The sequence below is a fragment of the Thalassobellus sediminis genome, from assembly GCF_044386045.1.
Lineage (GTDB): Bacteria > Bacteroidota > Bacteroidia > Flavobacteriales > Flavobacteriaceae > Thalassobellus > Thalassobellus sediminis.
In genome coordinates this window covers 182637-197275 of the sequence record NZ_JBISCD010000040.1, presented here as the reverse complement: position 1 = coordinate 197275, position 14639 = coordinate 182637, and the positions used below count along the sequence as shown (strand labels likewise).

The window sequence follows — 14639 nt, the reverse complement described above, 5'->3', positions numbered from 1 at the left end:
ATAAATGAACCATCTTTAATTAAAGGTGGTTTTTTTTATCACTTATATTTTCCTATTTTTAGTCCCATTAAAAAAATATTAACCTTTTAAACTAACTAACTAATATGGATTTGATAGTAAAATTTTTACCACTTTTTGGTGTGGTCGCTTTAATTTTCGTTTTTCTAAAAAGCGGATGGGTATCAAAGCAAGAAGTAGGTGATGAAAAAATGTCACGTATAGCTAAGAATATTGCAGAGGGAGCGATGGCATTTTTAAAAGCCGAATACAAAGTTTTAGCAATTTTTGTAGCTGCAGTAGCAGTCTTATTATATTTCAAAGGAACTTCAGAATCAGGCTCTAGTGGTATGGTAGCTGTATCATTCATTGTAGGAGCTATTTGTTCTGCTTTAGCAGGATTCATCGGGATGAAAGTAGCAACTAAAGCAAATGTAAGAACTACACAAGCTGCGAGAACATCTTTAGGACGGGCATTAGAAGTGGCATTTGCAGGAGGAGCTGTAATGGGTTTAGGTGTTGTAGGTTTAGGTATTTTAGGCTTAAGTGGTTTATTTATAGTTTATCAATTTATTTGGCCTGGAGCTGAAAATTTAGGAATGGTATTAAATGTACTTTCAGGCTTTTCTTTAGGAGCATCGTCTATAGCATTATTTGCACGTGTTGGCGGAGGTATTTATACTAAAGCGGCCGATGTTGGAGCCGATTTAGTAGGTAAAGTTGAAGCTGGTATTCCTGAAGATCACCCGTTAAACCCTGCTACTATTGCCGATAATGTAGGTGATAATGTAGGTGATGTTGCTGGCATGGGAGCCGATTTATTTGAGTCTTACGTAGGTTCTATTATAGGTACAATGGTATTAGGAGCGTTTATTATAACACCTGATTTTGATGGTTTAGGAGCAGTGTATTTACCTTTGGTTCTTGGTGCCGTAGGTATTATAATGTCTATATTAGGAACTTTTTTTGTGAAAGTAAAAGATGGTGGAAACCCACAAACAGCATTAAATATTGGAGAATTTGGTTCTGCAATATTAATGGTAATAGTTTCTTATTTTATAATAAATGCGTTAATTCCTGAATCTGTTACAGGTTTACCTTTCGGAGCAATGGGAGTGTTTTGGGCAACAATAGCTGGTTTAATTGCCGGTTTGGGTGTTGGTAAAATAACTGAATATTATACTGCTACTGGTAAAAAGCCTGTAATGTCTATTGTAGAACAATCTGAAACTGGGGCGGCTACAAATATTATTGCCGGTTTAGGTGTTGGAATGATGTCAACAATGATTCCTATTCTTTTAATTGCTGCTGCTATTATGGTATCTCATCATTTTGCAGGTTTATATGGTATCGCTATTGCTGCGGTAGGAATGTTGGCAAATACAGGAATTCAATTAGCTGTTGATGCTTACGGACCAATATGTGATAACGCTGGTGGTATTGCAGAAATGGCAGAATTACCAAGTGAAGTTCGTGAACGTACTGATAAATTAGATGCTGTTGGTAATACTACTGCGGCTGTTGGTAAAGGTTTTGCAATTGCTTCTGCTGCTTTAACAGCTTTAGCCTTATTTGCAGCGTTTATGAAAACTGCTGGTGTTGTTGCAATTGATGTGTCTCAGCCTAAAATTATGGCAGGATTATTAATAGGAGGTATGTTGCCATTTGTGTTTTCAGCATTATCTATGAATGCTGTTGGGCGTGCTGCTATGGCAATGATTGAAGAAGTACGTCGTCAGTTTAGAGATATTCCAGAATTAAAAGCAGCCTTAGGAGTTATGCGTAAGTATGATTCTGATATGACTAAAGCTTCTGAAGCAGATAGAGCTATTTTTGATGCTGCTGATGGTGTGGCTGATTATGGAAAATGTATAGATATTTCAACAAAAGCATCTATTAGAGAAATGGTATTACCAGGTTTATTAGCAATTGCTGTTCCTGTTGCTGTTGGTTTTATTGGAGGTGCTGAAATGTTAGGAGGCCTTCTAGCAGGTGTAACTACTTGTGGTGTACTTATGGCAATCTTTCAATCTAATGCTGGTGGTGCTTGGGATAATGCTAAGAAAACTATTGAAGAACAAGGTAAAAAAGGAACAGATGCTCATAAAGCTGCCGTTGTAGGTGATACGGTTGGAGATCCTTTTAAAGATACATCAGGGCCTTCTTTAAATATTTTATTAAAATTAATGTCGGTGGTAGCATTAGTTATCGCGCCTAGTATTGCTATGAATTCTGAAGTAGTTACAGCTTATGTTTCTGAAGGAAATGATACTGAATTAGTAGCGATTTCTAAAGAGGTTAAAGTTGATATGACTAATAATGAAGATGGCACTGTAAAAGCTGTAGTAACAACAGTAACTACAGAGAATGGTGAAAAATCGACTAGTTATGAAACGTTTGAAGGTGCTGAAGACGAAGTAAAATCTAGTATTGATTTATTAAAAGGACTTACGCTAAACTATAATACAACTGTCGTTAAAAAGAATGACGATTGCTAATAATTAGTTTAAACTATATAACAAAAAAACCACGCTATTAGCGTGGTTTTTTTGTTATATAGTTTTGTGTTAGGTATTCTGTTTTATAATTTCAGGATAGTGTTTGCAGTAATTATATAACTTTGTTTTTCTCTATGAAATCTTGATATTTAAAAGAATATTAAGTTATAAAAATATATTATTTTTTTCTTTTATTTTTCTTTGTTTTATTTTTTAGTAAGAATTATTTTATATATTCGTTGTTATATATTTCTGATTATCATTTGTTTATGGGTGATTTTTTTAAAATGCAATTAAATGTTTACTATTCTAATTCAATAGTGTTGAGTCTTTTTTTATTTTCCTATTTTGTTTATTCTCAAAATGAATTTTCAAATAGTCAATATTACAAAATTTATGATTCTTTTAATTTAAATCAAAACCTTGATGTCATTAATGGACAAGAATATATTGATGTCTATAAAAGTTTAAAGAGAGACAATCATAAATTTTATTCTTCCGATGATTTTTTTGAAGGTACTGTTATTTATAATAGTCAGCCTTATTATGGTTTAAAAATTAAATATGATTTATTGAACGACTTAATTATTCTTGAATCAATAAATCAAAAAGTTAATTATTTAAGTTTGAATTCTCAATTTGTTACTGAATTTATAATAGACAACAATAAATTTGTCAGGTTACCTATAAGTCCTGTTATTACAGAGTTTTATAAAAATGGATTTTTTAAAGAAAGTTTTAAAGGAAAAGAATTTTCATTATTTATTAAAAATATAAAGTATAAAAATGAAGTTATTAGTAGAAGAAAAGTATTATATACTTTTAGAGACAAAGAGATTTATATTTTATCAAGTAAAAATCAGTATTATTTAATTGATAAGATAAAAGATGTTACAGATGTTCTTAGTTTAAATAAAAAACAAATTCAATTATTTTATAAAGAGAATAAAAAGCTTTTTAAGAAAGATAAAGAGCAATTTTTAAATAAGCTTTTCAAACTTTTAGAGTTTAATAATGTATAAAATGATTAGAAGAAAAATATTATTGACATTGTTGTGTTTTTTGTTTGTACAATTTGTTTTTAGTCAAGCTAATCAGAATATTTCAATAAGTTTTAATAATGTAACTCGTATTGATGCTCTTTTGAAATTAGAGAAGGAATTAGATTTGTTTTTTTATTTCAATAAAGATTGGTTTGAAGAAACATTAATATCAAAGTCTTTTACAAATACAACAATAGATGATATTATAATTGGAGTTTTAGAGGATACTCCATTTAATTATATTCTTATAGATAATAAAGTTATTCTAACAAAAAATAACGCTATTATAGATAAGCTTCCTGAGAATTTTTTTGGAGAAGATGGTATTAAAATTGAAGATGGTATTAAAATTAATGAAGAAATAATTTTGGCGCCAGTGCTTAAAAAGCAATATATAAAGAGTTCTAATAGTGTAGTATATACTATAGGGAAAGAAAATAAGACTGATGTTAAATCGAAATATATCCTGTCAGGTTATGCAAAGGATTTTAAAACGGGAAAACCAATTGAAAATTTATCTATTTATGTTAAGGATGCAAATGTAAGTACAGTAACAGATAATAATGGTTTTTATAAATTAAAGCTATCATCAGGGTTTCATCTTATAGAAACAGCTCTTTTGTCTTATGGGAAAAATCAAAAGCAAATTATTATTTATGGAGATGGTATTTTAGATTTTAATCTTGATGAAAATATAGAACAACTTGATGAAGTTTTAATTGAATCAAATAGAGATGATAACATTAAAAGTGTTATTAGTGGTGTTTCTAAAATAGATGTTAAAGGCATTAAAAATATGCCATTAGTTTTAGGGGAGCGAGATATTTTAAAAGTAGCTACAACAATGCCAGGTATTAAAACTGCAGGTGAAGGTGCACTGGGTTATAATGTTAGAGGTGGAAAAGTTGATCAAAATTTAATACTCTTTGATGATGCAGTAATATACAATCCGTCACATTTTTTCGGAATATTCTCAGCAATTAATCCCTTTGTTTCAGGTAGTGCAGATATTTATAAAGGAAATATACCTGCAGAGTTTGGAGGAAGATTGTCGTCTGTTATAGATATTTCTACTAAAGAAGGTAACATGGATAAGTTTTCTGGAGAAGGCAGTATTGGTCCTGTTACAGGTAATTTAACAATAGAAACGCCTATAGTTAAAGGAAAGAGCTCATTAATGGTTGGAGCAAGAGCAACTTATTCTGATTGGATTCTTAAAAGAATATCAGAAGAATCTATAAAAAACAGCAGGGCTTCTTTTTATGATGCTGTTATAAAATATGACCATAATATTAATGAGAATAATGATTTGGAAGCTACAGCATACATTAGTAAAGATGAATTTAGTATATCATCAGATTCTATTTTTAGTTACGGTAATTTTTTAGCATCAATTAAATGGAGTCATAAATTTAACAACAAAAATAGTTTAGAAACTCAATTAGCTACAAGTCAATATAATTACAATATATTATATGAAGGTGCTTTTGATAGAAATTTTGATTATGGATATAAGATTAATGAAAGTCAGTTAAAATTAAAAGCAAAATATAATCTGAGTAAAAGGCATAAGTTAAATTATGGGCTAAGTAGTAAACTTTATAAAATCCAACCTGGTTATATAAACCCTTTAGGATCAGAATCTATAATAACGAGTAAAAAAACAGTAAATGAAAAAGCTTTAGAGTCAGCTTTTTTTGTATCGGATTTGTTTGAAATTAATGATAAATTATCATTAGATCTAGGTTTAAGGTTTTCTACTTTTTTAATTCTAGGAGAGAAAAATCAAAACATATATGACCTCACTTTGCCAATAAGTAATGAGAGTATTGTAGATACTAAGTTTTATGATAAAAATGAAGTTATAAAAACTTATGGAGGACCAGAGTTTCGATTTTCTGGACGCTATTTTCTTTCACCTAATGTGTCATTAAAAGCGGGATATAATAATACTATTCAATATACACATTTGCTTTCTACAAATACGACAGCATCTCCTGTTGATTCATGGAAATTATCAGATTTATATGTAAAACCACAAAAGGCACAACAGATTTCAGTTGGTTTGTTTAAGAATTTTCAAGATAGTTCATATGAAATTAGTCTTGAGGGATATTATAAAAAAATGAAGAATTTACTTGATTTTAAAATTGGAGCCGATTTAATTTTAAATGAAAATATTGAAACAGAATTGTTATCAGGAATTGGAAAAGCATACGGTGTTGAGTTTATGCTCAAAAAAAGTAAAGGTAAATTAAATGGATGGCTAGGTTATTCGTATTCTAAAACATTAATAAAGCTTGATAGTAATTTTTTAACAAATAAAGTTAACAATGGGACATATTTTGATGCCAATCAAGATAGACCACATGATCTTAATTTGGTGTCTAATTACAGAATTACAAAACGATATAGTGTATCTTTTAATTTTAATTATCAATCAGGAAGACCTATAACTTATCCTGTGGGAAAATATAATTATGCAGGTACAGAGCATGTATTATATAGTGACAGAAATAAATTTAGAGTGCCAGATTATTATAGACTAGATCTTGGTGTAAATATAGAAGGGAATCATAAAAATGAAAAATTAGCCCATAGTTTTTTTAATATATCAGTTTATAATCTTTTGGGTAGAAATAATCCGTATTCAGTTTTTTTTGTTAACGAAAATGGCAAAATAGAAGGATATAAGTCTTCTATTTTTGCAGTGCCAGTTCCAACAATAACATATAATTTTAAGTTTTAATGAAGTATAAATTTTTTATAGTGTATTTAATTATCTTAGGTTCAATTGGATTTAGCATATTTAATTGTACAGAAAAGTTTGAATTAGAAACCGAAGACTTTGAAGACGTTTTAGTTGTTGAAGCTACTATAACAGATGAACTAAAAAGACATGAAATTAAAATATCAAGAACGCACTTGTTAGAAAAAGATACTATTGTTTTAGAGCGAAATGCTACTGTTAAAATCGAAACAAGTAATCAAGATATTTATAATTTTCAAGATACAGGCAATGGATTATATGTTTCTGATACAGAATTCCAGGTAGTTAAAGATGTTTTATATAAGTTAGTTATTGAAACTGTTAGTGGTAAAAAATATGTTTCTAATGAAGAAGTTTTGCCGGCAAAAGCAAGTATAACTAATTTGTATTCAGAGTTGGTGGATATAGGAAATGACAGTGGTGTACAAATATTTGTTGATACTAATGAAAATTTAGGTGAAGCTCAATTTTTTAGATATGAGTATGAAGAAACATATAAAATTATTGCACCATTTTATACTGGTAAAGACACAGAAATATTTAATCTTAGGGATGATGCCTATTGGGATTTAACTTATGGATTAAGAGTTTATAATAACCCAAAGCTGCAAGAGGTTTGTTATACAACAAATTATTCTAATATTATATTAACTAATACGGAAGCTATTTCACGAAATAGAATTTTAAGATTTCCTATTAGGTTTACAAGTCAAGATAATCTTAGTGTTTTTAGAGAGAGATATAGTATTTTGGTTAGGCAGTATGTTCAATCTGCAAACGCATATAACTTTTATAGAATTCTTAAGGAATTAGGTGGTGATGTTAGCTTGTTATTAGATAATCAACCTGGTTATATTAAAGGAAATATTAACTCTCAGCAAAGTAAGCAAGAAAAAGTTATTGGCTATTTTGATGTCTCATCTGTAGATTCAAAAAGAATTTATTTTGACTATCAAGATTTAGGAATAGATTTTCCTTATTATTTTTATGATTGTGACTATCAAATATTAGATTATGCTTTAATAGATCCAAATTTAAATATTAACGAAAGGGTGAAATTGTTTTTCGCTTTACAAGAAGGAGGAGCGTATCTATATAATGAAAAAATGCCATTCTCAGATAAGTATGCCATAACAAAAAGACAATGTGCAGACTGTTCAACATTTTCATCGAGTATAAAACCAGAATTTTGGGAGGATTAATAAAATATAAAATACTTAAAGTTATAATTATTTTGTGCTTAATCAATATGGTTGCTATTGCTCAGCAAAAAAATATTGGTGTAAATCAAATTCCAAGAGAAACAGTATTTTTAAGTTCTAACTCAAATGTTTTTGTGGTTGGTGAAACATTATACTATAATTTCTTTTGCTTAGCAGCTAATAAGAGTTTAAGTAGTATAAGTAAGTTAGGTTATGTAGCGTTGTTAGGCGAAAACGGACAAACACTTTTTAAGCATAAACTACTATTAAATAAAGGGTTGGGGAACGGAGATTATTTTATTTCAACTGAAATTAAAACTGGCCAATACAAATTAGTTGCTTATACTAAATGGATGAAAAACGCCAATCCGCTTTTTCTCAAAGATATATATATTATTAATCCATTCTTGATAAATAAAAATACTAATAAAAAAGAATCAGTTATTATTCAAATAGATACAACTGAAATAGAAGCGCCCAAAGTAAATTCTCAAAATATTCAAGTTGAAACTAAATTTAATAATGTACAACTTAGAAGTCTAGTTTCAGTTGATTTAAAGAATAGTTTAGGGGATTTATATAATGGTAATTACTCTATATCTGTTCGAAAAGTTAATCCAATTGAAATAATAAGCAATGCGGTTGTTAATGATAATGTCGTTATAAATAAAAAAAATAATTTTAACCTTTTACCTGAAATAAGAGGTGAAATTGTTTCCGGGCTAGTTAAATTTAAAACTAATGATTCGTTAGTTGCTAATATTAATGTGGGCTTGTCCATTCCAGGAAAAAATTTTATTTTAAAAAATGCTAAAACGAATTCTTCTGGTAGATTTTATTTTAGCTTATATGAAAATTATAATAGTTCAGATGTTTTAGTTCAGGTTTTAAATGAAAATAATAACAATTATAAGATTGTATTAGATGATCCAGATTTTTATGATTATTCTAATCTAAGTTTCTCAAAAATACACTTAAATAAAAATTTATATGATTGGCTGGTAAGTCAAAGTGTTTATAATCAAATTGAAAGTACATATTATGATTCTAAAAAAGATAGTGTAATAATACGAGAGCCAAATGCTCCGTTTTATATGAAACCTGATGTTGAATATTTATTAGATGATTACAAAAGGTTTTCAACATTAAGAGAAACCTTTGTTGAAATAATTCAATCTTGTGCTATTAGAAAACAAAATGGGGTGTATAAATTTAAAGTTAATGATCTTGTAGAAGATAGAGTGAGTTCTTATTCTAACCTAGACCCTTTAGTGCTTTTTGATGGAGTTTTAATAGAGAACAATCAAGATATTATAGATTATGATGCTTTTAATATAAAGCGTATAGATGTGGTTAGAGGGACTTATTTTTACGGTCCCAGTATATTTTACGGTATTGTAGATATAAAAACTAAGAATGGCGATTTTACTTTGCCAGAAAATGCGAATGATAAATTATATTTTAAACTAGATGCACCTTTAAATTCTAAATCTTTTTACAAGCCCAATTATAAATCTGAAAAGGATGATTTAAAGCGAATACCCGATTATAGAAGGCAGTTATTATGGCTACCAAGCATACAAATAGATTCTGGTATTAAAACTATAGAATTCTATACCTCTGATGTAGAAGGTACTTTTGAAATTGTATTAGACGGATTTACTAATGATGGTAAGTATATTGTTTCAAAGAAACATTTTAAGGTTAAAAAATAATACTAAAACAGTCCGTTGATTTCTGCATCAATAGTGTTTATGACACTTCCTAAGTCTTCTGGGTTGTCTACAAAATCTAAATCGTCAACATCTATTATTAATAGTTTGCCTTTGGTGTAGCCATGTATCCAAGCTTCGTAGCGCTCGTTTAATCGACTTAAGTAATCAATACTTATAGAGTTTTCATAATCACGTCCGCGTTTATGTATTTGTTTTACTAAATTTGGTATTGTACTACGTAAATAAATTAATACATCGGGACCTTGAACTAAAGATTCCATTAAATCGAAAAGCGATTTGTAGTTTTCATAATCACGATTCGTCATTAAACCCATAGCATGCAAATTGGGTGCAAAAATATGCGCGTCTTCATAGATAGTTCTATCTTGGATAATATCTTTTCCGCTTTTGTGAATTTCTAATACTTGACGAAATCTACTATTTAAAAAATACACTTGCAAGTTGAAACTCCAACGCTCCATTTGATTGTAAAAATCGTCTAGATAGGGGTTGTCTACAACATCTTCAAGTTGGGCTTCCCATTTATAATGTTTTGCTAGTAATTTAGTGAGGGTTGTTTTTCCAGCGCCAATATTTCCGGCAATAGCAATATGCATAATCTTAATCGATTTTTATTTGGTATTTGTAAATGCTTTCGTTGTTGTAAATATACAAGGTTTCGTTGGTTACAAAAAACTGTTTAATTAATAAATTTGGAGTTGCTATTGGAATAGGCTTTTCAGTATTTCTTTTTAAATAAAATAGAGTATTGTCTTTTCTTAAAATAATATTGTTATTACTTTCAGCTAAAGCCGTAAAGCCATCATTTTTAATTTTCTGTAATAAGCTTCCAAAATAATTATATACATACAAATATTTTTTAGTTAGTAGCCAGCAGGTATTGTAATTACTTTTTAAATCTAAAATTTCGGTTTGTATAGGTAAGGCTTCGGCTCTTGTTGTATTTTGTTTATAATCAAAAAGTTCTAGTTGTTGCGTATCTTGATTAAATATCCAGATGGTGTTATCATGTCCTGTAGAAATATGTGAAATGTTTTTGTAGCTAGAATTGGTGTTAAAATCAATTTTGAATATTTCAGCTAATCTGTTGTCTAGAATAATAACGGTATTAAAATCTTTGTAAAAAAGATTGATTTTTAAAGGGTTGAAAGTATTAGCGCTTTCTAGATTTCCTAATTGTAAATTGTTATAAGTGATTGTTATGGTAGCATTCTTTTTGTTGAAAACATTATTATTGATGTAGAATTGGGTGTTAAAATTGTCTATTGAAACAAGTGTTTCCATATTAAATTTGTAACTTTTTGTTAATGAAGCTTCAATACGTTCTTGAGAGAACATTGTAGAAGTTAGTAAAAGAAAAAAGTATATAGTATGTTTCATGGCGACATGAAAAATACAAAAATCAAACCACTTTTTAGCAAATTAGTTTTTAGAGAATTAATAAATTTTTTAAGAATACTTTAACACTTTTCAATTAAACTAAATAATGTAGTTTAGGTCTAAGTTTAATTAATGCCTAACAAAACATTATTAATTATGATCTTCAATTATTTTAAAACTGTAATAACATGTTTATTGCTATTGGTTTCCTTTATTTCTTTTGCTCAAAAAGATTTCCAAGGAATAGCTATTTATGAATCAAAAACAACTATGGATATGAGCAATTTTGGTGGCGGACAATTAAGTGAAGAGCGTAAAAAGCAAATCGCAGACCGTATGAAAAGTGCTTTAGAAAAAACATTTATTCTAACGTTTAATCAATCTGAATCTTTATATAAAGAAGAAGAAAAATTAGAAGCACCTGGACAAGGTGGTGGTATGCGTTTTAGAATGATGATGGGAACAGGAGGTGCTCAGTATAAAAATGTAAAAGATCAAAAAGTTTTAAAAGAAGAAGAGTTTTTTGGAAAACAATTTTTGGTTAATGATAGTTTACAAAAGTTAGAATGGGAATTAGGCGCAGAAACCAAAACCATTGGAAAATATACCTGTTTTAAGGCAACAGCAATTAAGAAAGTAGAGGGGTTTGATATTGCTAGTTTTAGACGAAGAAATGATAATGAAAAACCAAAAGATTCTACAAGTGCTAAAAAAGAAGAAACTAAAGAAGTTGATGAGCCAAGAGAGATAGAGGTTACTGCTTGGTATACACCACAAATACCAATTAACCAAGGTCCTGATGTATACTGGGGCTTACCTGGATTAATTTTAGAAATTAGTGCCGATAGAACAACCATTTTGTGTTCTAAAATAATATTAAACCCTTCAGAAAAGGAAACTATTAAAGTGCCGTCAAAAGGAAAAGATGTTACTCAAAAAGAGTATGATGCCATTGTTAAAAAAAAAACAGAGGAAATGAGAGAGATGTACAGAGGCCGTGGAGGCCGAGGAGGGCGTAGATAATTTTTAATTCAATCAATCAAATAAATAATGAAAAAAATAATTTTATTAATGCTGCTTTTAGTAGCTGGAGTAAATTTTGCCCAAATAAAAGTAGAAGGTGTTGTTAAAGATAGTATTGGAGAGCCACTTGAGTTAGCAAATGTAATTGCTATAAATCAAGAAACACAAAAATTAGATTCATATGGCATAACCAATGATGCTGGTCGTTATAAGTTATCTTTAGAAAAAAATAGCACATACAAATTACAGGTAAGTTATATTGGTATGAAAACAGGGCAAGAAGATATAAAAACCTTAGATTCCGATATAACTCAGAATTTTACATTACAAAACGATAATACTTTAGATGAAATTGAATTGGTGTATGAAATGCCAGTAACCATAAAAGGAGATACTATTGTTTATAATGCCGATTCCTTCAATAAAGGAACAGAGAGAAAATTGGGAGATGTTCTTAAAAATTTACCAGGTGTTGAAATTAATGATGACGGACAAATAGAGGTTGAAGGAAAAACAGTAGGTAAAGTGATGGTTGATGGTAAAGATTTTTTTGATGGAGATTCTAAATTAGCTGTAGAAAATATTCCTGCCAATGCCGTTGATAAAGTGCAGGTGCTTAAAAATTACGCTGAAGTTGGTCAGTTAAGTGGCGTAAAAAATAATCAAGATAATATTGCCATTAATATTAAATTAAAAGAAGGTAAAAAGAATTTTTGGTTTGGAAATATAACTGCAGGTGGTGGTGCTTCAGATAAAAATGAGCTGTATTTATTGCAACCTAAATTGTTTTATTACAGTCCAGAATACAGCATTAATATTATTACCGACTTAAATAACTTAGGTGAAGTTGCATTTTCACGTCGTGATTATTTTAATTTCACTGGCGGATTTAGAAGACCAAGTAGTGGTAGTGGGACAAATATTAATTTAGGAAGTAATAATTTAGGGTTTCTAACGGCACAAAATAATCGAGCAAAAGATATTAATACTAAGTTTGGAGCTGCTAATTTTAGCTGGTCGCCTAATAAAGCTTTAGATTTAAGTGGGTTTGCTATTTTTTCTAACAGTAAAACCGAATTACAGGAAAATAGAGATGTTCAATATACTGATGAAGGTTTAGGGATTCCAAACGAAAGTACCAGAAGTAATACGATGCAACGTAGTGACTTAGGAATGGTAAAACTATCGGCTAAATATAAACCAAATGCGAGTAATCAATTAGATTATGATATTTTAGGACGTGTCTCAAAAGAATCTCAAGACCAAGATTTTTTCTCTACGGTTAATGGTAGTATAGCTGAGTTGGAAAATTCAAGTCCATATAGTATCAATCAAAATTTAAATTATTATTATACGCTAAATGAAACGAATATTTTTGCGTTGGAAGTTCAGCATTTACTACAAGATGAAGATCCGTTTTATAATGCTATTTTAGAAGATAAAGACAACTATGAAGGAACCGCAAATGATTTAGGTTTAGATGGTGCTCAAATAGGCTATAACATTGGTCAAGAGAAGCGAGTGAAATCTAATCAAGTGGATGCTAAGTTAGATTATTGGAATATATTAAATAATAAAAGTGATATTAATTTCACTGTTGGGACCATACTTAGTAGCCAACAATTTGATTCTGATATTTTTCAATTTTTAGATAATGATTCTAGATTTAATCCAACACCAACAATTAATGAAGGATTAGATGCTAATGATATTAAATATAATTTTAGCGATATCTATTTAGCGGCGCATTATAGGTTGAAATCGGGAATTTTTACTTTTACTCCAGGATTTTCAGCGCATGCTTATAGCACAAATAATAAACAGCAAAGTACTAAGACTACCGATAATTTTTTCAGGGTATTACCCGATTTCAATATGCGTATGCAGTTAAAAAAGAGTGAGCAAGTTACTTTAAATTACCGTATGCAAACGCAATTTACCGATGTGTCTAAGTTTGCTAGTGGATTGGTGTTAAATAGCTATAGTTCTTTGTTTTCAGGAAGTCCAGAGTTAGAAAATGCTTTATCACATAATATAAACTTATCTTATTTTAGTTTTAATATGTTTAATTACACGAATGTTTTTGCAAGATTGAGTTATAACAAAAGCATCGATAATATTAGAAATACATCTATTTTTGAACCTGGAAGTGTTGTGCGAGTTAGTTCGCCTTTTAATTCTGCTTTTGCCGATGAAAGTGCGAGTGCTAATGCAAGATTTCAGCGTACATTTGGTAAAATAAGAGCTTCAGTAAGAGGGAATTTAAATTACTCAAAGTTTAATCAATTTGTTCAAAATGTACAATCTGTTAGCGAGAGTTTCTCTCAAACCTACAGAACAGAGTTACGAACTAATTTTAAAACGGCACCTAATATTGAATTAGGGTATCGTTACAGCATTCAAGATAATAATCAAGGAAATAGTAATACTAAGTTTTATACAAAGTCACCATCGGTAGAATTTGATGCGCTTATTTTTAAATCTTTCACATTAAAATCTGATTATTCGTATAATAATTTTAGTGATGAAGATAAAACCATTAATAGTTACGAATTTTTAAATGCATCTTTAGCATACAAAAAAGATAAGGATTCCAAGTTAGAATATGAAATTAAAGCCACTAACTTATTCAATACCAAGGCGCAAAATAATACAAGTACAAGTGCTCTTTCTGTTAGTGCAACCGAGTATTTTATACAGCCTTTATTTGTCTCGTTTAGATTGCGATACGAATTGTAAAAATTGCATGATTTTATTTTGCATACTTAATAAACTATAATATATTTGCCCACGGTTTTGGGGAGATACTCAAGCGGCCAACGAGGGCAGACTGTAAATCTGCTGACTACGTCTTCGCAGGTTCGAATCCTGCTCTCCCCACTTTAACTTGAAAAGTCTGCATTTATGCAGACTTTTTTGTTATATGAATTTTAATGCTTCGTTTAACGGTTACGTATAAGAATAGTGCGGTTTTGTGTTCGAAGATTTTC

At 29.5% G+C, this 14639-nt stretch carries 9 protein-coding genes and 1 tRNA gene; 8 read left to right on the top strand and 2 right to left on the bottom strand.

All coding sequences use genetic code 11. From position 1 onward, the window contains the following. The first annotated feature begins 104 nt into the window (after positions 1-104). The 5 genes from ACH5TW_RS07695 to ACH5TW_RS07675 all read left to right on the top strand — a co-directional run bounded on the left by ACH5TW_RS07695 (position 105) and on the right by ACH5TW_RS07675 (position 9225). On the top strand, positions 105-2495 hold the full coding sequence (locus ACH5TW_RS07695) for a sodium-translocating pyrophosphatase (RefSeq protein ID WP_439335924.1): 2391 nt from the start codon (positions 105-107) through the stop codon (positions 2493-2495). Positions 2496-2764: 269 nt separating this feature from the next. After that, positions 2765-3517, top strand: a complete 753-nt coding sequence (locus ACH5TW_RS07690) for a hypothetical protein (protein WP_439335923.1) — start codon at positions 2765-2767, stop codon at positions 3515-3517. Between the two features lies 1 nt (position 3518). Beyond that, entirely contained in the window at positions 3519-6287 is a 2769-nt protein-coding gene (locus tag ACH5TW_RS07685; protein ID WP_439335922.1) for a TonB-dependent receptor, read from the top strand. Continuing rightward, a complete protein-coding gene (locus ACH5TW_RS07680) occupies positions 6287-7510 on the top strand; it encodes a DUF4249 domain-containing protein (RefSeq protein WP_439335921.1) in 1224 nt (407 codons plus the stop codon). The genes ACH5TW_RS07685 and ACH5TW_RS07680 overlap by 1 nt, the downstream gene beginning before the upstream one ends. Positions 7511-7542: 32 nt before the next feature. Beyond that, on the top strand, positions 7543-9225 hold the full coding sequence (locus tag ACH5TW_RS07675; RefSeq protein WP_439335920.1) for a hypothetical protein: 1683 nt from the start codon (positions 7543-7545) through the stop codon (positions 9223-9225). Positions 9226-9227: 2 nt separating this feature from the next. Here the strand turns inward: ACH5TW_RS07675 and ACH5TW_RS07670 are convergent, their stop codons facing one another. Next, positions 9228-9842 (bottom strand): deoxynucleoside kinase, encoded by a 615-nt coding sequence (locus tag ACH5TW_RS07670; protein WP_439335919.1) that lies wholly within the window; start codon positions 9840-9842, stop codon positions 9228-9230. Between the two features lie 4 nt (positions 9843-9846). Beyond that, positions 9847-10626, bottom strand: coding sequence for a hypothetical protein (locus tag ACH5TW_RS07665; RefSeq protein ID WP_439335918.1), 780 nt, complete (start codon positions 10624-10626; stop codon positions 9847-9849). A 156-nt stretch (positions 10627-10782) separates the two neighbouring features. Between ACH5TW_RS07665 and ACH5TW_RS07660 the strand changes: the two genes are divergently transcribed. From ACH5TW_RS07660 to ACH5TW_RS07650, 3 genes are all read left to right on the top strand, one after another. Continuing rightward, positions 10783-11649, top strand: a complete 867-nt coding sequence (locus ACH5TW_RS07660; protein ID WP_439335917.1) for a GLPGLI family protein — start codon at positions 10783-10785, stop codon at positions 11647-11649. A 27-nt stretch (positions 11650-11676) separates the two neighbouring features. Next, positions 11677-14388 (top strand): carboxypeptidase regulatory-like domain-containing protein, encoded by a 2712-nt coding sequence (locus ACH5TW_RS07655; protein WP_439335916.1) that lies wholly within the window; start codon positions 11677-11679, stop codon positions 14386-14388. 59 nt (positions 14389-14447) lie between these two features. Further along, positions 14448-14529: transfer RNA gene (locus ACH5TW_RS07650), tRNA-Tyr, on the top strand. The last annotated feature ends 110 nt before the right edge of the window (positions 14530-14639 follow it).